Origin of the sequence: Pigmentibacter sp. JX0631, from assembly GCF_029873255.1 — a bacterium.
GTDB lineage: Bacteria > Bdellovibrionota_B > Oligoflexia > Silvanigrellales > Silvanigrellaceae > Silvanigrella.
Window position 1 is genome coordinate 2,561,822 of sequence record NZ_CP123622.1, and the last position, 18,899, is coordinate 2,580,720.

Consider the following 18,899-nt stretch of genomic DNA (forward strand, 5'->3'; position numbering starts at 1 on the left):
AAGTTATGAGGAAAATATGAAAAATATTCTCTTTTTAGAAAATAGTCTCGCATTACAAAAAGCATTAAAATTAATTTTAGCAAACGAAAAAATTTACAATATTAATGTAGTTAGTAATCCAAAAAATTTTGATTTAATAGTAAGTAAAGAAAAATTTGATTTATTAATTGTCAATTCAAAGTTTTACAATTTATTAGAGAAAAAAAAGATAGAAAATCAGACAGTATTACTAATTTATGAAAATAAACAAGAAATTGAACATATCACAAAAAAAAATAAATATTTTTTCCTGCAAAAACCATTTGCGAGTAGTGAATGGAAGAAAGTAATAGATGATATTTTAGATATCCATGAAATTAAAGAAACAGAAGCTATTCATATAGATATAAAATCTACAGAAATTGAAAATTATATGAAAGAAATTATTGACAAATGGGTGAAAGAACAAGCACCTAAATACGCAAAAGACGTTATTAGAGAAGAACTTTTGAAATTAATTAGTTAAGAAACTTTATAGTATGAAGTTAAGTTTCCTAATTTCTTTTCTTTTTCTTTTAGAGAAAGTGGTATTTTCTCTATACTAAATGCAACCCAAAGTTTTAAATGAATAGTTGACTCTGTTTTCGTATATTCAACACCTATTATTTTTTCAAATTTTTTATCTAAATTATTTATGTTAACACTATTTGGTAAAATAACTTCTATTGATATAATATCATCCCAAACTATAGTTAAACTTGGATAAACTTTGGATTCTGAAGATATATACAATGCTTCATCAAGGAAATTAAAGATAGCTGTTGTTGTATGGGTTTCATTTTGCAACCAGGTATAGAGATGTACGGAATCTTTGGGAACTCTGACTACTTTTATAGGATGTATTTTTTCAAATTTTAAACGATACTTTAAAAATATTTTTCTTAAAATTGGCGCCATAATTTTTTCAGTTGTAGATTGAGATTTAGAAAATTCAAACCAAGAAAAACCAGCAAAAGAAGAAAATTTTTTATCTTTTTTAATCATTCTAATAGAAAACATATTTATTTCCCAGATAACATGGGGCTCATCAAAAGTCAGAGAATAAAAGCTTGCAAATTGACCAAACCATTCAAGTTTGGAAAAATCGTAGTCATTGTTATCTTTATTCAGTTTTCCTAAATATTTAAAATGAAACCGTGATTCTTTAAAATGTACAATTAAAATATAGACCAAGCCAATGAGAGCGGCTATAAACAGTAACACATCTCTAATTAATACGTCTTGATCCAATGACTGCATTTTAAAAAAGCCCCCGTATTCTTTGTGTTCGGATAAAATAGGGGGTTTTTGAACAAATTTTTCTAGTTTTTTATTAAAAAAGATTGATAAAACGATGAACTTCTTTCGATAAAATATCAATTTTATTTAAAGTTTTTTGATATGCTACCTTAGTATCAGTTTCTTTAGTACAAACGGATAGATAAAATTTGAGTTTTGGCTCAGTCCCACTAGGACGCATAGATATTTTACTTCCATCAGCAAGTAAAAATTGCAAAACATTAGATTTAGCAATTTGGTATTTGTTTTGTACTTCTGGAGTTAAGTAATCAATAATATTAACTACTTTTTCGCCACACCATTCCTGAATAGGCTTTTCTCGCATTGTTTGCATCATTTGGGCAATTTTACGAGAACCTTCTTCTCCGTATAAATCAACATTGATTAGATGTTCTTGCCAAGCACCATATTTTGCAAAAATTTCAAATAGATACTCACATGGAGATTTGTTTTGTGCAGTAAGGAAGGCAAGCATTTCAGCGGCTTGGCACATTGCACCAATGGCATCTTTATCCCTTACATTGTTGTTGGGCATATACCCAAAACTTTCTTCTGTACCAAACAGATATTCAAACCCATTTTTTTCTTTTTCCCATTTTTGTACTAAGCCAGCTATCCACTTAAACCCTGTAAGAGTATTGAAACATTCAACTCCATAAGTAGAACAAATATTTGCAACTAAATCTGAAGTAACAATAGTTTTTACTATTTTATGTTGAGGTTTTAAAGTTCCACTATTTTTTCTAGTCTTTAATATAAAATCTATAAGTAAACTAGCTGTTTGGTTTCCATTTAAAATTATAAAGTCATCTTTAGCTTGAGATTTCAGTAAACCTTTTGCCATAATTGGATCATAAACAGCTATACCAAGTCTATCTGAATCGGGATCTGTTGCAAATACATATTGTGATTTTCTTGCAGTTGCATAAGAAATTGCAAGGGATAATGCATCAGCTTCTTCAGGATTAGGTTTTTTTACAGTTGGAAAATTACCATTTGGCTCTGCTTGCTCAGGAACAACAAAGACATTTTTAAAACCAAAATTATTTAACGCACGTAATGTTGGAATTTTACCAGTACCATGTAAAGGAGTATAAACAATTTCAAAATCTTTGTTAGAATTATTTTTTAATATACTTAAATTATTTAAATCATCAAAATAATTATTTAATATTTCATCACTAATATAATGGATTAAACCTTGATCAACACCTTGATTAAAAGAAATGCATTTCGCTTCAGAATAATTTTTTAATGCAAAAACGTGGGAAAGAATTTCTTCATCTTGAGGTGGAATAATTTGTGAACCATAATCCCAATAAACTTTAATTCCATTATATTGCGGAGGATTGTGGCTCGCTGTAATACAAAAACCACTGATACAATTCAATTTTCTTATTGCAAAAGATAAACAAGGAGTTGTTTGTAGAGTTGGAAATAAAAAAGCTTTAATGCCATTAGCAGCTAAAACACTAGCCGCTTCTTTTGCAAACTCATTGGAAAAATGTCTTGAATCATGGGCAATAGCAACTCCTCTTGAACATCCTTCAGAACCAAATTTTTTAATATAATTTGCAACACCTTGTACGGCTCGACGAATGACATATTTATTTAAACGATTTGCCCCCATCCCTATGACACCACGCATACCTCCGGTGCCAAATTCAAGATCACGATAAAATCTGTCACGTAATTCTTCCGTCTTTTTATTCTTAATTAATGTAAGAATTTCTTGTTTATCTTCTTCAGTTATTGAGGAGTCTTTTAGCCAAGTAGAAATTTTATCAAAACAATCATTTAGCATTGAAAAATTTGATGATGATAATTCATTTAATGTTTCTTGCAACATATTTTGTTTCCTTAAGGTTTTGCTAATTCACGTTGTACTTGTTTTAAATTATTTTGCACTGCTGCCATATCAGAATATTCAGGATAATTTTTTATAATTCCTTTCAGAATTTGCTCGCTTTGTTGCAGTGTTTCTTTTCGAGCAGTCCCTGTTTGTTGAGTTGAGCGAACAAATAAAGCGCGAACTTTATAACGTAAATTCATAACAAGTGTATTTATTGCATCAGAGCGAATTCTTTTTAAATTATCATTTCTTTGATTTGGAGGAATTGAATCAATTAAAGCAATTGCTTGTTCAGGAGAGTCATTATTTAGCATTTGTGAAGCAGAAGCTGCTATTTGATCTTGATTAAAATTACCACTTGTTTCGTTACTATTACTATTGTTTTGCGATAATCCTGGTTCGCTAGGATTAATTTGTAAAATTTGTGCATTTAAAGATGAAATATCTTGTTGTTGAGCTAAAATAAGATCCCTTGCAAGCCGCTTTTCTGCTAATGCATTTTGTTTATCACCTAATGCAAAATAAAAATCAGATAACATATTGTGTAACCAAGGTTCATGAATAACAGGATAATGGAGAGCCAAACCTTGAAGAACGGTAACAGCCTTTTGAACTCTCAAAGGGTTGTCCATTCCTGCTCGGGCATCACAAGAATAAATTGCAGCTTGAGCAAGTGGAGGTAATGAATTTAAATTAATATTCTTAATTAAATTTTCTAATTTTTTTACTTTATTTAAAACTTCTACACAGTTTTGAGATAAAAACTGTTCTTCAATGTCACTAATAACTTCTAGATATTCCTTAAACTCAACGCTTTTTACAGAGTTATTTTTTCCAGTTTGATTTGGAATAACACTTGGGCTTGGATTTACTATAGGAGGATTAACGATGCTAACATTTTCTTTTTTCCCATTCATACTCGTACAACTTGCTAATAAAAAAACGAAATTTATGCCAACAACGCATTTTATGGTATGATATTTTTTCAAGTAATAGTCCTTTAAATTTTATTTAAAAAGAAAGTTGAGCTAAAATAACTCAAGTTTTATGGGGCATGTTACCAGTGATAGGAGATACCTAGCAAGTGTCTTCTTTCAACAAATTTATTTGTTGTACCTGTTGTTGTTGGTAGAGTATCGGTAACTAAATACGAGGAATACTCAATAGAGAAGAAGGCGATGTCCATAGAAGCCCCCCATGTAGGTCCTCCTTCCATAAAGCCTCCGCGCAATGCAAAACCCTGTTGTAGCAGCACACTTCCAAAAAAGAGTTCAGCTCCTGCATGTAAAATTTGATTTAAATTCAAACCATCAACACCATAATTATTTTCTGAAATTTGCAAAGGAATCGGATACGCATCAACTGAAAGTCTTAAATTTACTTTTGATTTTCCTATTTTACCTCTTGGAGTTAGAGATAATCCGGCTCTGAGTTCTGTGGGATCAATTTTTGAAGTATTTGGTGCTGAGGTGCTAGCTCCATCTCGAAGAGTCCCGCACATCGTTTCTGTTTGTTGAGTCATTGGATTTGTATAATTGTTTATACATCCAGTAGGAATATTTCTGATTGCGAAAGCAAAAGTAGGAAACCAATAGTCAGCAGCCGTTACGGAGAAACCAGCATCGGTTGCGAAAGCTGTAGTTTGATACCCCAAATTATTGCTTACATTTACGAGATCGTTGGTTGAATTATATTTTGTTGTATCTAAATTTTGAGTTTGATAATCAACCCTATAATTTGGGCGCAGTGAAATTCCATATCTAAAAAATCCTCTTGCCGATGCTCCTGCTATACCAATTGCTCCTGTGGCTGTTGTGGTAGAAACAAAGTATGCTTTCGTCGGTGAACTAGGATCGATAAATGCCATTTTATTTTCGCTTCTCAATGGTACTCCAAGCAATATTGTAAGAGAATTTTTTGCACCCACAATCATTTCATTAAAACTTTGGAGCAAAAGGTAGGATTGATTCCCGGAATTTGCTTTTGCTGAACGATATAAATCGAAACCCCAATTTGTCGGATCATTGCTTAAATTTGATAACATTTGTGGATTTCCACCAACTTGCAGATCGGGAAGTTTTAATTCATGGAGAAATCTTTTTGCTAAGGGATTTCTTGTTTCACTAATTCCAGATGGATTAGCAAAAATTGCTGTTTCATCATTTGAATTAGCAGTAAATGAAGATCCCATTCCTGCTGATCGTGAACCATTCCAATCGGTTGGAATGGACTCAGCATATATTTGTGAAATAAATATTCCTAGAAAGTATAAGAAAGAGAGTAATTTTATTATATAGCTGCTGCTAAACATAAAAAAAACCAACCTTTTAAAAAGTAATAATATTACTTCTCGGTAGTTTATTTTAGTAATAATGGGTATTAGTTGCCTATGATAGATTAAAGTGGAGTGATAGAAAATCCAATCTTTGTTTTTTTTGATAGCTCTTGTTCATCGATATTTTTAGTTTCAAAAATATCGCTTGCTTGAAAATTATCGTGAAAATTCTTTATTCCTTTTTTCAAATATTTTTCTTCAATAGTAAAAATAGATTCAATTTCTTCCTTTGTAATATTATCAAAGTAAAATGCTATATTATCAAATGGGATAAGTCTTTTACCAAAGTAAAAGTTTGGGAGTAAAATTCCATCTTTTTTGTATTGAAAAAAACCTCCTAAGTAATTCTCTAATATATTGTTACTAATTTGTTGATTGCTTTTCTTTTGAAACCAATTTAGATAAATATATTTTCCTTTGATAGCGCAAGGAAATATTTCTAATTGATTATCTGATAGTAATTGATGGATAGGATAATTTGATTGGACATTAATTATTTGCTCTTGCAAAGAATTCCATATAAATGAAGAACAATTATTTTCATCTGGCTTTATAACTACTGAATATTTTAAGTAATTATTTGCTAGATTAATTTTTTTAGATTTATAAGATAAATACTCGCTATCTTTTAGATTTTCTAAAACTATTGATTCTTTATTTTCTAAGACTATTGAGTTATTTTTTTCTAAAGGTATGCCCACATTTGCTAAAATGTTTAATACAATATCTTCTATGTTTATTTTGCTAAACTCTATATTTTTTTTGGGAACCAGGCCAGGTATTTTGAAAATTCCAGTTGCTTTTTGTATTTTTTTATTTTCACTACTTGGAATTAATGCGAAAATAATTGTTCTATTTTCTATTTTTCTTGCTTTTATAGTGTCTAAAATTTGTCCAATAGCTTTATCTATAAAAGTAATGTTAGCGACATTATTTACTTCAAAAGGGTTTAAAATTGATGAAAATCCTAGAGTCGCTATAGCTTTTCCTAGTTCCTTTATGCTCGGATGAAAAATATTAGATTCTGAGTCTAAAAGAATGTGTGAAAGAAAACGAGATTGTTGATTTTCTTTAGACCAATTTTGAAAGGCTTCAACAACTCTAGGAATGTATAAGTTCTTATCGTTAACTAATATATATTCACTAGCTCCCCAATCTGGAATATTTCCTAAATTTTTAGAAGTTTGTGCGAGATAATTAGAAATGATAGAAAAATCTTTGGAGTTTAATGGTGGAGAAATTCCTTTTGAACCAGTTTTAAAAATTGCATCCAATCCGGTGACAGGTAAGTTACGATCATCTATTTTTATATTTTTGTTAGCGAAGATCCAATCATTTTTTTCTAACCATTTTCCATAAAGCGATGAAAATTCGCCAGTATCACTTATTCCTTTATTATAAAAATAAGATTCAGGATAAGATATACCTACTATATTATAACCATATTTTCTTAGAAGATAATATGTATTTTTATTTTTATTTTCATTTATTTCTTCTTTTATAACAGGTAAATTTTCTGAATTTAATTGAGGAGTATTGGAATAAATAAATTTTCTAAAATTTTCAGTTACATTACTTGATATTTCTATAGACTTATTAAAAACTACAGATTGTTCCATTAGTTTAAAAATATTTGGAGCTGATTTTGAAAATAGTTTTTTATTCTGAATGATATTGTCACTTAGTTTTGGTAATTGAAGAAAGACTATATTATACCCAAATGCTGTAGTATATAAATCATTCGTGACAATTTGTTGATTTGCAACTTGATTTAGTGGATCTTGAACAGGTTGGTCGTTTTTCTTAAGATCTTTTTTAGGTGGAATAGGCGATTTTTGTGGAGTAACGAGTTCTTCAAATTTTGCTTCTTCGGGTTTTACCTCTTCTAACAGTTTTTCCTCTTCTAAATCGTCTTGATCAGAATTTTCTGCAGTATTTTCTTCAACTGTTTTTTGATTTGATATTAAGTAATCTTTATTAGCTGTCCAAAAATTACTAGTTGCAGAAATATGAATACTTGATCTGCCTGTGTGTTCAATATGGTTTACATTTGCATTTAATAAATAAAAACTTGATGAAATACTTACAACTTTTATTGTAGTTGCGGTAGAATCATTTATTGGTATAGAAAAATGGAGCTTTTTTTGGACGTCATCATCTGTAAATGATTTAGACCATACATATTGTCCTAAATTAATTCTTATACTTCCTGGTGACAATAGAAATAAATTAAAAGCAAAAACTCTTCTTCCTTTTACGAGTGGGATAGTAGCCTTTACCTCTTCTCCACCTTGGAGAATTATTCCTTCAGAAAGTTGTGCCCAGTGATTGTATGGAAAAATTACATTAGATGATTTACGGTAAAAATTAGGATTATTTATATTAGAAAAGATTTTTTTGCCAGGTAAGATGGGCCATAAAAAAGAGGCAATATCTGGAGAATTTACAAATCTTGGAATTGATACTTCTGCATTTGCATCTAAAAATAAATCATAAATGGGAATATTTAGTAACTCCATCCGCTGTAATTGCTTTTCCATTCTTCTTAATTGTTCTCCTTTGGCATATCTTTTTAAACGTCTTCTTTCAATAAGTTCTTGATCAAGTGACGACATTGGCCAAGGAGAAATAAATCTTGAATATTGCGCATGTTGAAAGTTATTAGTCACAGCAGGAATTGGATAAAAGTATATAATAATTAGAAAAATAAGCAGTGAAAAAGCTACAAATATTGATGATAGAATTATATAAATTGACCACTTTGAAAGTCTTGATGAACGCAATGGCATAATTAAACCTACTTAGTAAAGTATTGAATATAAGATTGAAAATTATCTTTAACTTCATTTCCATATACTTTAATAAATTGTTCCTTTTCTATATCCGTTACTAAAGCATAGTTTAAGTAAGGATCCATATTTATTTTAAATATATCGAATTGTTTTAAAAAGTCAGCAATATTTATTTCTGATTTAATTGATTTATAATTATTAATATCATCCTTCTCAGATTTTTTATTCTTTTTTTCTTGCTCTTTAAAAATTTGTTGATAAATATTTTTATATCCAGTTCTCAAAGCAATTTTATCTTTAGCAAGATAATTTTCCTTACTAATTGTAATATAAGTTGATTTTTTTGGTGTTTGACAAATAACTCCATGGCGCATTTCTTCTTTAATAGCTAAAGTAAATTCAGATTTGATTGTAGGATAAGGGTCATTCTTAGGGTTTATTGTATCTAGTAAAAATGAGTTAACTACTTTTGTACTATTTTTATTACTATTTAAATTAAAATTGATGAGTAAAGGATGGCAATTTGCAGTACTATAACTATTAAATAATTCTTTATGAAGTATTTCTGTATTCATTAATTGATCTTTAAAATCAAAGTTGGAAAAACCTAAGCTACTTTCTAAATTACTGTTTCCTTGTTTATAGGGTGCAACCACAATGTTTTCAATTCCTGAATCTTTGAGTCCTTTTATTGCAATAGATAAATTCAAATCAATTTCTTTTAATATCTTTTCAAATTCTTCTTTTGAAATATTTTCTGGCCAATCTATAGCATTAAAAAAGTTACTAACTTTTTTCCCTTCTAGCTCAGTTAGAAATAAAAGAAAATTTTCTTTTTTAGAAGTTAAATTTCCAATTTTCATTCCATAGGAAAATAGTAGATAGTTATCTGAATTAATTAAATTTTCCCAATGCCAAGTATTAAAAATTGATGAAATAAATCCTAAACGGAAAAATAAATAGATTTGAGGTTGAGATAAAGCGAATCTATTTAAAAAAATATTAAACCATGTATTATTGATATTGCTTCCTAAATTATCTTTTTGAAATATGCTATTGAAATTTAATAAATTTCTTCCATTAATTCCAATAAAATTTAATTCACTATTTGTTTGTACTGGATTTTTATCTTCATTATTTTGAATTGGAGCTGGTAAGTAAAGTCTTTCGTCAGAAAAATAGGTTGTATTTAAAATTGATGCAGCAATTGATTCTTTAGTAGGCAAATATAAAAGCCATTGGTTTTCTTTTTCGAGAATTTTTTTTGTTTCACTAAATAGATCTTTATAAAGTAATAAGTTTTGTGGAATTAGAAAAATAAATTTTGAATTTTTATTTAACTCTTTTGTAGAATTTCTCCAAGTTTTATAAAGGTTATTTCTTTTAATTTCAAATATATTACTGTAAATTTTATTTTGTATTTTATAAAGTTTAAAATTAGGGTCAATCCAATGCCGTATTTGTTGAGGTGCGGAACTAGTACTAATTAACAAAACTATTAAATTTGAGGATATACATAGTAAAATTGGGACATAAATGGATAGATAAATTAAAATTATAGGTTTTTGGCCTTTAAGACTTTTTTTATCAACTCTTATTTTCATCAGTATTTTTAACAAAATTGCTGGGATTGAGATTACAGCACCAAGAAATGCTGAAAAAATTAAAATTCCAGCAATAACCATTAAAGAGAATGTCAGAAGGTGCCATGAAGATAACAAAGTGAGTTTAGATTTTTCACCATAATTTGGGTTATATAATAGAACAAAGCAAGCTAATGAAAATAAAACCCAAAATATGCTAGAAAAAAGGACATATCTGGATAAAACTGTCATGAAAGAAGTCATTTTATCTGTTTTTCTTACCATAGGACTTCTCGAGCGAAACATCTTCATTACCTCAGTCTGTGATTTTATCACTCTTTTGCATTTTGCTTTTAAATTTAGAATAGCATAGGTCTGAAAAAAATCTTAGAAAACTGCCATTCCTAACAAATCATCGTTGCTCTTCATTATGGAATATGTAAGAGCTTGTGAGTAGTCTGTTTGGGTTGAGCCAGTAAATTTTCTAACCTATTGATATCAGGAATTTTCTAAAAATGAAAGAACGCTTTAGTGAATCGAATTCATGGTTAGTCCATGTGGCAAAGAATTTTTTCCCTGTTTGGGAGAATCTCTTCAAAAAACAGTTAAAAAGTTCTGTTGAAATTAAAAAAATAAGTAATGATTTTTATTTTTTAAATGCAACTGATAGTTTACAAGCAGAAACTCTTCTAAATAGTATATTTGTCAAATTTGCTATGCCAGTAGATTATATGTGGCCTACTAAACTTGAACAAAAAGGTATGATTGAAAAGTGTGCTCAAGGTATATTTGCTAAATTTAAAGAGCAAAGTTTTTTAAATGCAGTTGTCTTTTCTGTGGAAAGAAAAAATCAGACATTAGCCTCAAATATTAGAGGTAGACTATTGCAAGTCTTAGATTCTCTAAATCAAGTCGACAGAAAAAAAGTGGAAAGGGCTCAATGGACTAAAAACCCTACTTCACAGCATCCTGAACAAAAAAATTTAATTGTTGCAATTTCAGAAAAGTGTATCTGGGCTGGAATTTTATCACCCAAGTTATCAGGCTCTTTTTTTGCAGGAGGGCGCAGATTCGTTAGTGTTGGTAGTGAAGATACAGCAAGTAGAGCTGCTGCTAAATTTGTTGAAGCAGCTGAATTAATGCTTCTAAATGGCTTTAAAATACCTGAGAAAGGAAACTATTTAGAATTAGGAGCTGCTCCGGGTGGTATTACAAGTGAATTGATAAAACGCCAGAATCATGTTTGGGCTGTGGATAAAGCATTGTTGGATAAAAAATTATTGCAAAATCCTTTGGTACATTTCATCAACAAAGATGCACGGGATTATAAACCTGATCAGCATTTTTCTTGCATTGTCTGTGATATGAATGGTCCAGCTTTAATAGCAGCCGAAATTTGTGCTGGTTTTATTCAAGCCTTAGAAAATAAAGGATTTGTAGTATTTACCTATAAAATTCATAATATTTCAGATTTTACTCATGAATATGAAAAAATAGTGAATATTTTTAAGAAGAAAAATGCTAAGCTTTTATTCACTAGACAGCTTTATAACAATAAACAAGAAGTAACTTTATTTTTAACGAAAAGTAACTGAAATGTTCAAAAATTATCGCACAATTGGAATCAATGTCAGTTGTGAAATTATTATTGAAAAATCAAAATTTATTGGCACAATAAAGAAAGTAACGTCAGAAGAGGAAGCTGTCTCATTTATAAATGAGATAAAACGTAAGTATTGGGATGCCACTCATAATTGTTCTGCTTTTTTAATTAATAATAATGAAATGCGTTCTAGTGATGATGGAGAACCAGCTGGAACAGCTGGAAAACCAATTCTTGAATGTGTAAAGAAAAATAATTTACAAAATGTCTCAGTAGTTGTTACCAGATATTTTGGTGGAATAAAGTTAGGAGCTGGGGGATTAATTCGAGCTTATACTGCTGCTACCCAAGAAGTTATTAAGCATGCAGGAATAGAAGAAAATATTTTCCACCAATCTTTTCAGTTAATATTAGATTATGAATATTGGAATAAAATAGAATATTTTTTTAAAAGCCATAAAATTTTTTATGAAAAGCCTATTTATCTTGATAAAATATCTGTTACTTTTTATACAACAGAAGCTTCTGGTATTTTAGAAGAAATAATAAATAGAGGAAATGGTTCTATTATAATCAATGAATTACCTAGTAAATATCTTCCTATTCAACTAGAAAAGCCTCTTTAATGATTGCTTCTTCTGGATAAAATGGGACATGATACATACCTTCTCTTTGGCCTATTTTTATTCTTGCTATTTTTTGAATAATTTCCATTCCAGAGAGGACCTTCCCAAAAACGGTGTAACCTTCTTCTGTTGTTGAAGAATCTAAATACGAATTATTTGATAAATTTATGAAAAATTGTGAAGTTGCTGAATTTGCGTCACTTTGTTTTCTTGCCATTACAATAGTTCCAACTAAATTTTTAAATCCATTTCTAGAATTATTTTTAATTGGAGGAAATAGCGGAGTTTTTTCATTAAAATGAATGTCATAACCGCCTCCTTGAATTAAAAAACCATCAACAATTCTATGAAAAATTGTATTATTATAGTAACCCGCTTTGACATATTCCAGAAAATTATTTACAGTTTCGGGATCCTTATCTTTAAAAAGATCTAGTCTTATTTTTCCGAAGTTGGTGACCATCACAACTTCGGCATGCCCCTTGGGAACTGGTAGTTCAGCAAGTGCTGTTTTTTGTTGGCTAGACGCTTTTTGTTGCTTATTTGATTTTTTTTTCACTCTCGGTGTTTTCTCTTTTTTAACCACTTCTCCTTTACTCGGAGCCGCGATGATACTTGGCGCACAAATTGTAAAAGAAAGGAGTAAAAAGACATGTAACATTTTAATTATTTTTAGCATTCATGAGCCTCCTTAATCAGTCTCTTATTACAGGTAAAGCAAGTCAAGATGATAACCAGATAAAAACGTACTATGATTTAAATTAATATTTGATGAATATCCATAGGAGAAGCAATGCGAATTCAAGGAAATGTATTTGCTATAATAACTTGTGTAAATTTTCTAAGTATGAATAAATCTTTTGCTTTTTGGGATCAATCACATCAATTGATTGCTGGAATAGCAGAACAAAAAATATCAGAAAAAACAAAAACAGAAGTCAACCGACTGCTAAAAATAGCTATTATTACACCCGGTAGCGAAGAATTAGCAAGAAATTCTTCTACAATGGATACTGCAGCCTCATGGGCGGATAATATAAAAAGTTATAAAGATTCAGAAAGCTACTCTACTTGTCACTATACTGATGTTCCACTCACAAAAGAAATGATTGGAAGAGATATCAATGAAGATGAGGCGATGGCTAAATTAAAAGAGGCCGTAGCAAAAAATAATTATAATTCTGTTAATTGTTTAAAAAGCTCAATTAAAACATTAATAACAAATTCAGAAAGTGATATAAAAAAGGCTATTGCGCTTAGAATGGTTCTTCATATTGTCGGTGATATTGGTCAACCATTACATAGTGCAGAACTTGTATCTGGTAATTTTGTTGATGCCGGTGGAAATAATATTAAATTGGATAAACCAGTAAGTATTACAAATATTGATGGGACATCTTCAACAGCAAATAATATGCATAAACTTTGGGATTCATCGTTAAATGTTTACTTGCAGTTTGCTTACGATCCTGAGCGGACGAAAAAAGGAATTTACACTGCTGAGGAAATGAACGCTACAAAAAATGACTCAATTTCTATTACTAAAAATAAAGAATTTTATTTCTTAACACATTGTCTAGAAAATAGTTTAGCAGAAAATTCTATAGAAGGATGGGTTTTAGATTCATATAAAACTGCAATTAAGAATGTTTATACTGATATAAAATTACCAACTTCAGATTTTAGTTCGCAAGCATCAATTACTGTTTCTTTTAATCGGAACTGGAAATATTATCATGATGATAAAGTAAGTGCCATATCAAATCAAATTAAAAAATCAGGCATTCGTTTGTACAAAATATTAAATGAAATATTTGATTCGGGAAAACTAGAGAGTCAATATAAAACATTAGTAGATAATATTAGAAATGATGCATCAATCCAACCTTTTGGGAAAAAGTAACTAGTTAAGTTAACTTGCTCTTATTTCACTAAATACTTTTGCAACAATATATAATCATTAATAAAATTTAAAATTTTAAACAAACTACCAAAAAAAGTCGATAGGTAGTCATAGTATTGAACTCTCTTTCCGGAATTGGCATGTGGTTAATTTTCCTGCTCTTTGGAGGAACCATGGAAATTGAAGAAAGTGAAGTAAAGAAGGAATCCGAAGTAAAACAAGGAGATGACTTACCAGAACAAGTCAGTAATAATGTCATTCCATTTCGTAATAATAAAAGTAACGAAAACAAAGACAATAAAACCGAAACTGCTAGCTTAAAAACAGATGCTGAGCTTAAAAATAGTATATTAGAGGTAGCAAAAAGTTTGATTAATGACTACGAAAAATTTACTTTACTCGACTACTCGAATTTAAAAGTTGCGGTTGATGAATATGCTAAAATACTTGTAGAAAACAAAAAATATTTAGATTCTTATAGGGTAATTCATTCTAAAATTCATATTGACGAAGGAATTAAACTTCGTTTTTTAGCTGACATGGGGAAAGCTACTGAGCAAGATTGTTCGCTTCAGATATTAGACTTTATTGAAATAATTGAAACAATCCAATAAATTAAACCGGATTAAATTTAGCTAAATTTAATTTTAACGCTGCTGATTCTTCAATTTCATTTGCTTTTTTGATGTAGATAGCAGTGGTTGAAATTTCTTTATGGTTTAATAAATATTGAATTTCTCCAATCGGTGTTCCTTGGTTATGTAAAAGAGTAGCTAAAGTAGCACGGCAACTGTGAGGAGTTATTTTTTTCTCTATACCTGCAGATTGAATGGCTATATTTAACATTTTATAAATTGCAGGTTGGGTTAATTTTGTTTGAGATTTAACATTTTGGCTACGAACAAATAGAAAATCATTTTCATTGGAATTAAATCGACATATTTTCCTATAATTTTCAATAATAGCTGCAGTTTTAGGGTGAATAATGGGAGAATGTTGTTCATTTCCTTTTACTTTTAAGTGCAGCCGCGTAAAATCAGAGTTACTTTCAATATCCTTTATTTTTAATTGACAAAGTTCATCAACTCGCATTCCAACTGATAATAAAGTTGCAATTACTGAATAAGCTAATAAAGCGCTTTTAGAAGAACGAGATAATTGACTTTCTTGCACAGATTTTATGTAATTATTTTCTAAATAAGTTAACAATACTTTTACTTCAGAAAAATTTAATGCATTTGTTTTGCTTTCGAATGTTAATTTAGGTTTCTGAATAAAATCCATGGGATTTTTATCAACTATTTTTCTCTTAATGCAAAACATAAATACAGAGGAAATTACTATTAATTTTCTCCTAATAGTTTTTTGACTTAAATTTTTATTATTACTTAATTCATTATTCCATGAAATTAATATTTTTTCATCTATATTATCTATAGAAAAAATGCCTTTATTTTCTAAAAATAAATTAAATTCTTTTAAATCATTTAAATAGCTACGTCTTGTATTAATACTTGAAAAACTAAAGACAAAATGTAAAATTATATCTTTAAAATTTGTTGTAAGTTCTCTTTGGGACCATTCTGAAAGAATTTTTCCATCAAAGAAAGAATTTTTTTTTACTTCTTTTTTAGTAGAAGAAGAAATATTCAGATTGTTAGTAATGTTCTTCATAAACAGGTACTTTAGTGATGTAAAGAATATCTTCACTAAATATAGTATATAAATGTTCAGGTTTTTTTTCAAATAGTGCCAAAACTAACCCCCCGCCTCCGGCTCCAGTTAATTTTGCAGCTAATGCTCCATTAGATTGTAAAGTTTTTATCAATTCGCTAATTTTCTTAGTGGATACTCCAAGTTTTTCTAAAAATAATTGCGCACAATTTAGATTGCTTGCGATTTCTAGTAAGCGCCCTTCTTTTAAGAAAATTAAGGTTGTATCTGTTAATTTACTTAGATTATCTAAATATTTTTTTCCTTTTTCTGGATTTATTTTTAGAAAATCAGCTACTTTTTTTACCATGGAAGCAGTATCACTTCGTTCTTTTGTATCAACCAAGGCAAGCCAAAATTCTTTTGCATTTTTAATATATTTAAAACCATTTTCTTTACTAAACTCAATAAGACCGTCGCAAGCAACTGTTGTTACGTCAAGGCCGCTTGCTTTCCCTGAATGAAACAAACAATCAACTTCATTTGAAAATTGAATTTGTTCTGCATTAGAAATATTTTGTCTAAGTAATTTCTTTTTCCTAGCGATTTCCATAGATAATTTAACTAAACATGTACTAATAGCAGCGCTTCCTCCCATTCCTCCACCTAATGGAATTTCTGACTGAATAATTATTTTTTGTGGGGAAAAAAGTTTTAATTCCAAAGTTGGATGGCAAAGCTTTAATGCTTTCTCGAATGCCATTGTTAAAAGTTTTTGAATATTTTTATCTGTATTATAGACGTTACCTTTTATTCTTGTTTCCCAAGAATTGTCCCATGTATCAGTAAATTTATCTGGGCAAATTTGCATTGTTAGTCTGATATCAGGAAGGGCTAATGAAATTGCTCTATGTCCATAAACTACTGAGTGTTCGCCAATTAATATAGCTTTTCCCCCAGCATTAGCAGAAAGGTTTATATCGGTTAATATTTGTTTATTTTTATCTAAGTCATTGCTCATGCTAAAGTACCAGTAAAATTTAATTTGTTTTTTATTTCATAAAAATTGCTTTTTCCAAGCATTAAACCACCCGAATAATTATTTTTTAAAATTTGGATATGACCAGATTTTTTTATTTTCCAATTATTGATAAAATCTTCTATAAAAGTAGTTGCTGAAGGCATATATAGAATATGCAGATTAGGCCCTGCATCTAAAGTCCAAAAGGCTTCAATCTGTAACCTATTTCTATCTTCCATGAATGCTTTAATAATTTCAGATGTATCATGATTAAAGTAGCAAGCCTTGGGGGAAGAAGTTTGCATAACGGCGTGCATTAAAATGGCATCTTCTTCAGAAATCTCTTGTACTTTTTTAAAGTCATATTTTGCAATAGCTTGTTCTAATATATCTAATTTAGAATTTAACCCAGCAAGTCTTATATTTTGGAAAGGAGATGTATGAACAAATTTATGCCCTTCAGAACTACTTAACATTTTTTCTGAGGAGTCCAAAACGATTACTAAATGCTTTAAATTTGACCATTTACTATCGTATTTTATTGGAAATGTATCACTATAAATTTTTTTAATTTCTGATGCGCTATTTTCAACATTCCATTTTACAAAATAATCTTCAATAGAAAATACGCTTCTAGTAGCTGAACCACTGCCAATCCTTGCCCATTGTGCTAACCAGTATTGTAACTCTTCTTTAGAAAAATGTTTCTCAAGTTGTAAAAGATCGGCAATAGAGCCAATAAGCGCTGCATATCCGGCTGCACTTGAGGCTATACCACAAGCTGTTGGGAAGTTATTTTCACTTGTTATTTCTAAGGCAACTGAATGAGTGCATGGAAACAAAATAGTATTTACTATTTTTTCCATTTTAGTTGGTATTTTAGTACCAGTTTTTTCATTGTTTAAGAATAATTTGTGCTTGAATAATGAAGGATGATTTTCAGATTTTTCAACGATTCGACCTTGTACTGTAACTTTAGTAAACGCCCTAAATCCACCAAGTGTAAAACTAATGCTAGAATTAAGAGGCAATTGAAGTTCATTATCTTTTTTTCCCCAATATTTAACTAAAGCAATGTTACTAGGTGCGGAAGCAAAGCCTAAGTCCCCATTTTGAAGAAATATTTTTTTTGAATCAAATAATTTATAAATTATTTGATTTAATTCAATTAATTTTGGAGGAAGGTCAGTATAAATTAGTTCATTATTCATTTAAATCTCCAACCTTACTAAAGGCAAACACAATATCATTTTTTAAAATATTACAATTTTTTATTAAATTTTCTGGGGAGGATAATACCCATAAGCAGTCACCATGCCCCGCCCCCATTGTTTTAAACTTTATATTGAATGCTTTTAATTGTTGAGTTAAATTATTAAAAGATTCTATATTTAATGGAAGTATGTTTTGTTTATTAGCTATTAAGAAAGATTCTTCCATTAAGTAGTTCAAATTTTTTAAGGTTGGTTCTGCAATAAAATGTTCAGCTAATTTTGTATGGGAAGCGGCATAATCTTCCTTTTTACTATTCTGAGAAAAAATATGGATAGCTTTTTTAGTATCAGAATAAATGTTTGTTTTCAAGAAACAACCATATAATTTTATATCATCAATTAGATTGAATTTTGTTACGTTTGGAATTTCAGAATTTATTTGGTTTTGAAAAGTCCAAAATTCAGTTCTATCTTTTTTTTCTTCAATTAAATAATGTGCTAGTTGAATAGCAACATCATACCCGCTTCCTTTTCCTTGAATATTCTTAATAGACTGGCGGATATTTTTCCATAAAATGGGATTAGAAAAAATAGGAGTATCATTTAAAAAAATAGTATTAAATGCAGCTGAAATTCCTGCTATAATAGCAGATGATGAACCAAACCCAAGACTTGGAGAAAAGCTATTCAAAATAGAAATTTCAATATTTCTATTTTGAATAAATTGTTTCCAAGGTTGTAGTAATTGAATAAAAAACAAAGTTTTTTTATCAGCAATAGTAGAATTTTGCTCAAGTTCTTTGCAAGAAAATTGAACAAAATTACTTGAGAAAAAACTACTTTCAATTTTAATAGAAGATGTGTGTTCAATATTTGAAGATACTTTAATTTTGAATTGAAAATAATATTGGTCGAAAGTAACAGCTACTGCTTTCCCAAAATTCAACACTCCATATTCCCCAAAAAGCATGGCTTTTGCAGGGATCTTTATATTTACGAT

General features: G+C 29.4%; 16 protein-coding genes. 5 read left to right on the plus strand and 11 right to left on the minus strand.

The annotated features are described in order from the left end of the window. The first annotated feature begins 16 nt into the window (after window positions 1-16). Window positions 17-505, plus strand: a complete 489-nt coding sequence (locus QEJ31_RS11185; protein ID WP_280590169.1) for a hypothetical protein — start codon at window positions 17-19, stop codon at window positions 503-505. Here QEJ31_RS11185 and QEJ31_RS11190 read toward each other — a convergent pair. From QEJ31_RS11190 to QEJ31_RS11215, 6 genes are all read right to left on the minus strand, one after another. Continuing rightward, a complete protein-coding gene (locus tag QEJ31_RS11190; RefSeq protein ID WP_280590170.1) occupies window positions 502-1,278 on the minus strand; it encodes a hypothetical protein in 777 nt (258 codons plus the stop codon). The two genes, QEJ31_RS11185 and QEJ31_RS11190, sit on opposite strands and share 4 nt — an antisense overlap. 73 nt (window positions 1,279-1,351) lie before the next feature. Continuing rightward, the gene (locus QEJ31_RS11195) at window positions 1,352-3,166 is read right to left on the minus strand and encodes a phospho-sugar mutase (protein WP_280590171.1); all 1,815 of its coding nucleotides are present in this window, start codon (window positions 3,164-3,166) and stop codon (window positions 1,352-1,354) included. Between the two features lie 11 nt (window positions 3,167-3,177). Beyond that, a complete protein-coding gene (locus tag QEJ31_RS11200) occupies window positions 3,178-4,158 on the minus strand; it encodes a hypothetical protein (RefSeq protein WP_280590173.1) in 981 nt (326 codons plus the stop codon). Window positions 4,159-4,226: 68 nt separating this feature from the next. Next, window positions 4,227-5,480, minus strand: a complete 1,254-nt coding sequence (locus QEJ31_RS11205; RefSeq protein ID WP_280590175.1) for a hypothetical protein — start codon at window positions 5,478-5,480, stop codon at window positions 4,227-4,229. A gap of 86 nt (window positions 5,481-5,566) precedes the next feature. Then, window positions 5,567-8,293, minus strand: a complete 2,727-nt coding sequence (locus QEJ31_RS11210) for a hypothetical protein (protein ID WP_280590177.1) — start codon at window positions 8,291-8,293, stop codon at window positions 5,567-5,569. Between the two features lie 8 nt (window positions 8,294-8,301). Further along, the gene (locus QEJ31_RS11215; RefSeq protein WP_280590179.1) at window positions 8,302-10,185 is read right to left on the minus strand and encodes a hypothetical protein; all 1,884 of its coding nucleotides are present in this window, start codon (window positions 10,183-10,185) and stop codon (window positions 8,302-8,304) included. A 209-nt stretch (window positions 10,186-10,394) separates the two neighbouring features. Here QEJ31_RS11215 and QEJ31_RS11220 point away from each other — a divergent pair, with 209 nt between their 5' ends. Then, complete coding sequence (locus tag QEJ31_RS11220) at window positions 10,395-11,474, plus strand: SAM-dependent methyltransferase (protein ID WP_280590180.1); 1,080 nt, start codon at window positions 10,395-10,397, stop codon at window positions 11,472-11,474. A 1-nt stretch (window position 11,475) separates the two neighbouring features. Then, on the plus strand, window positions 11,476-12,108 hold the full coding sequence (locus tag QEJ31_RS11225; RefSeq protein WP_280590181.1) for a YigZ family protein: 633 nt from the start codon (window positions 11,476-11,478) through the stop codon (window positions 12,106-12,108). Here the strand turns inward: QEJ31_RS11225 and QEJ31_RS11230 are convergent. Then, entirely contained in the window at window positions 12,083-12,787 is a 705-nt protein-coding gene (locus QEJ31_RS11230; RefSeq protein ID WP_280590183.1) for a peptidylprolyl isomerase, read from the minus strand. The two genes, QEJ31_RS11225 and QEJ31_RS11230, sit on opposite strands and share 26 nt — an antisense overlap. Window positions 12,788-12,901: 114 nt before the next feature. Here QEJ31_RS11230 and QEJ31_RS11235 point away from each other — a divergent pair, with 114 nt between their 5' ends. Together QEJ31_RS11235 and QEJ31_RS11240 are read left to right on the plus strand one after the other, a co-directional pair. Further along, window positions 12,902-14,011, plus strand: a complete 1,110-nt coding sequence (locus QEJ31_RS11235) for a S1/P1 nuclease (protein WP_280590185.1) — start codon at window positions 12,902-12,904, stop codon at window positions 14,009-14,011. Between the two features lie 173 nt (window positions 14,012-14,184). Beyond that, entirely contained in the window at window positions 14,185-14,625 is a 441-nt protein-coding gene (locus tag QEJ31_RS11240; protein ID WP_280590186.1) for a hypothetical protein, read from the plus strand. 1 nt (window position 14,626) lies between these two features. On the opposite strand, the gene QEJ31_RS11245 is transcribed toward QEJ31_RS11240, so the two are convergent. The 4 genes from QEJ31_RS11245 to QEJ31_RS11260 are packed head-to-tail and all read right to left on the minus strand — an operon-like array spanning window position 14,627 to window position 18,848. Further along, window positions 14,627-15,685 (minus strand): tyrosine-type recombinase/integrase, encoded by a 1,059-nt coding sequence (locus tag QEJ31_RS11245; RefSeq protein ID WP_280590187.1) that lies wholly within the window; start codon window positions 15,683-15,685, stop codon window positions 14,627-14,629. Continuing rightward, window positions 15,669-16,685, minus strand: a complete 1,017-nt coding sequence (gene mvk, locus QEJ31_RS11250) for a mevalonate kinase (RefSeq protein WP_280590188.1) — start codon at window positions 16,683-16,685, stop codon at window positions 15,669-15,671. The genes QEJ31_RS11245 and mvk overlap by 17 nt, the downstream gene beginning before the upstream one ends. Further along, a complete protein-coding gene (gene mvaD / locus QEJ31_RS11255; RefSeq protein ID WP_280590189.1) occupies window positions 16,682-17,896 on the minus strand; it encodes a diphosphomevalonate decarboxylase in 1,215 nt (404 codons plus the stop codon). Before mvaD ends, mvk begins: the two co-directional genes overlap by 4 nt. Further along, entirely contained in the window at window positions 17,889-18,848 is a 960-nt protein-coding gene (locus QEJ31_RS11260; protein WP_280590190.1) for a hypothetical protein, read from the minus strand. The genes mvaD and QEJ31_RS11260 overlap by 8 nt, the downstream gene beginning before the upstream one ends. Window positions 18,849-18,899 lie beyond the last annotated feature (51 nt).

Bases quoted from the DNA above. Each gene is read 5' to 3' on its own strand.
- QEJ31_RS11185 (WP_280590169.1), top strand. From the start codon at position 17: ATGAAAAATATTCTCTTTTTAGAAAATAGTCTCGCATTACAAAAAGCA.
- QEJ31_RS11190 (WP_280590170.1), bottom strand. From the start codon at position 1,278: ATGCAGTCATTGGATCAAGACGTATTAATTAGAGATGTGTTACTGTTT.
- QEJ31_RS11195 (WP_280590171.1), bottom strand. From the start codon at position 3,166: ATGTTGCAAGAAACATTAAATGAATTATCATCATCAAATTTTTCAATG.
- QEJ31_RS11205 (WP_280590175.1), bottom strand. From the start codon at position 5,480: ATGTTTAGCAGCAGCTATATAATAAAATTACTCTCTTTCTTATACTTT.
- QEJ31_RS11210 (WP_280590177.1), bottom strand. From the start codon at position 8,293: ATGCCATTGCGTTCATCAAGACTTTCAAAGTGGTCAATTTATATAATT.
- QEJ31_RS11215 (WP_280590179.1), bottom strand. From the start codon at position 10,185: ATGTTTCGCTCGAGAAGTCCTATGGTAAGAAAAACAGATAAAATGACT.
- QEJ31_RS11220 (WP_280590180.1), top strand. From the start codon at position 10,395: ATGAAAGAACGCTTTAGTGAATCGAATTCATGGTTAGTCCATGTGGCA.
- QEJ31_RS11225 (WP_280590181.1), top strand. From the start codon at position 11,476: ATGTTCAAAAATTATCGCACAATTGGAATCAATGTCAGTTGTGAAATT.
- QEJ31_RS11230 (WP_280590183.1), bottom strand. From the start codon at position 12,787: ATGCTAAAAATAATTAAAATGTTACATGTCTTTTTACTCCTTTCTTTT.
- QEJ31_RS11235 (WP_280590185.1), top strand. From the start codon at position 12,902: ATGCGAATTCAAGGAAATGTATTTGCTATAATAACTTGTGTAAATTTT.
- QEJ31_RS11240 (WP_280590186.1), top strand. From the start codon at position 14,185: ATGGAAATTGAAGAAAGTGAAGTAAAGAAGGAATCCGAAGTAAAACAA.
- QEJ31_RS11245 (WP_280590187.1), bottom strand. From the start codon at position 15,685: ATGAAGAACATTACTAACAATCTGAATATTTCTTCTTCTACTAAAAAA.
- mvk (WP_280590188.1), bottom strand. From the start codon at position 16,685: ATGAGCAATGACTTAGATAAAAATAAACAAATATTAACCGATATAAAC.
- mvaD (WP_280590189.1), bottom strand. From the start codon at position 17,896: ATGAATAATGAACTAATTTATACTGACCTTCCTCCAAAATTAATTGAA.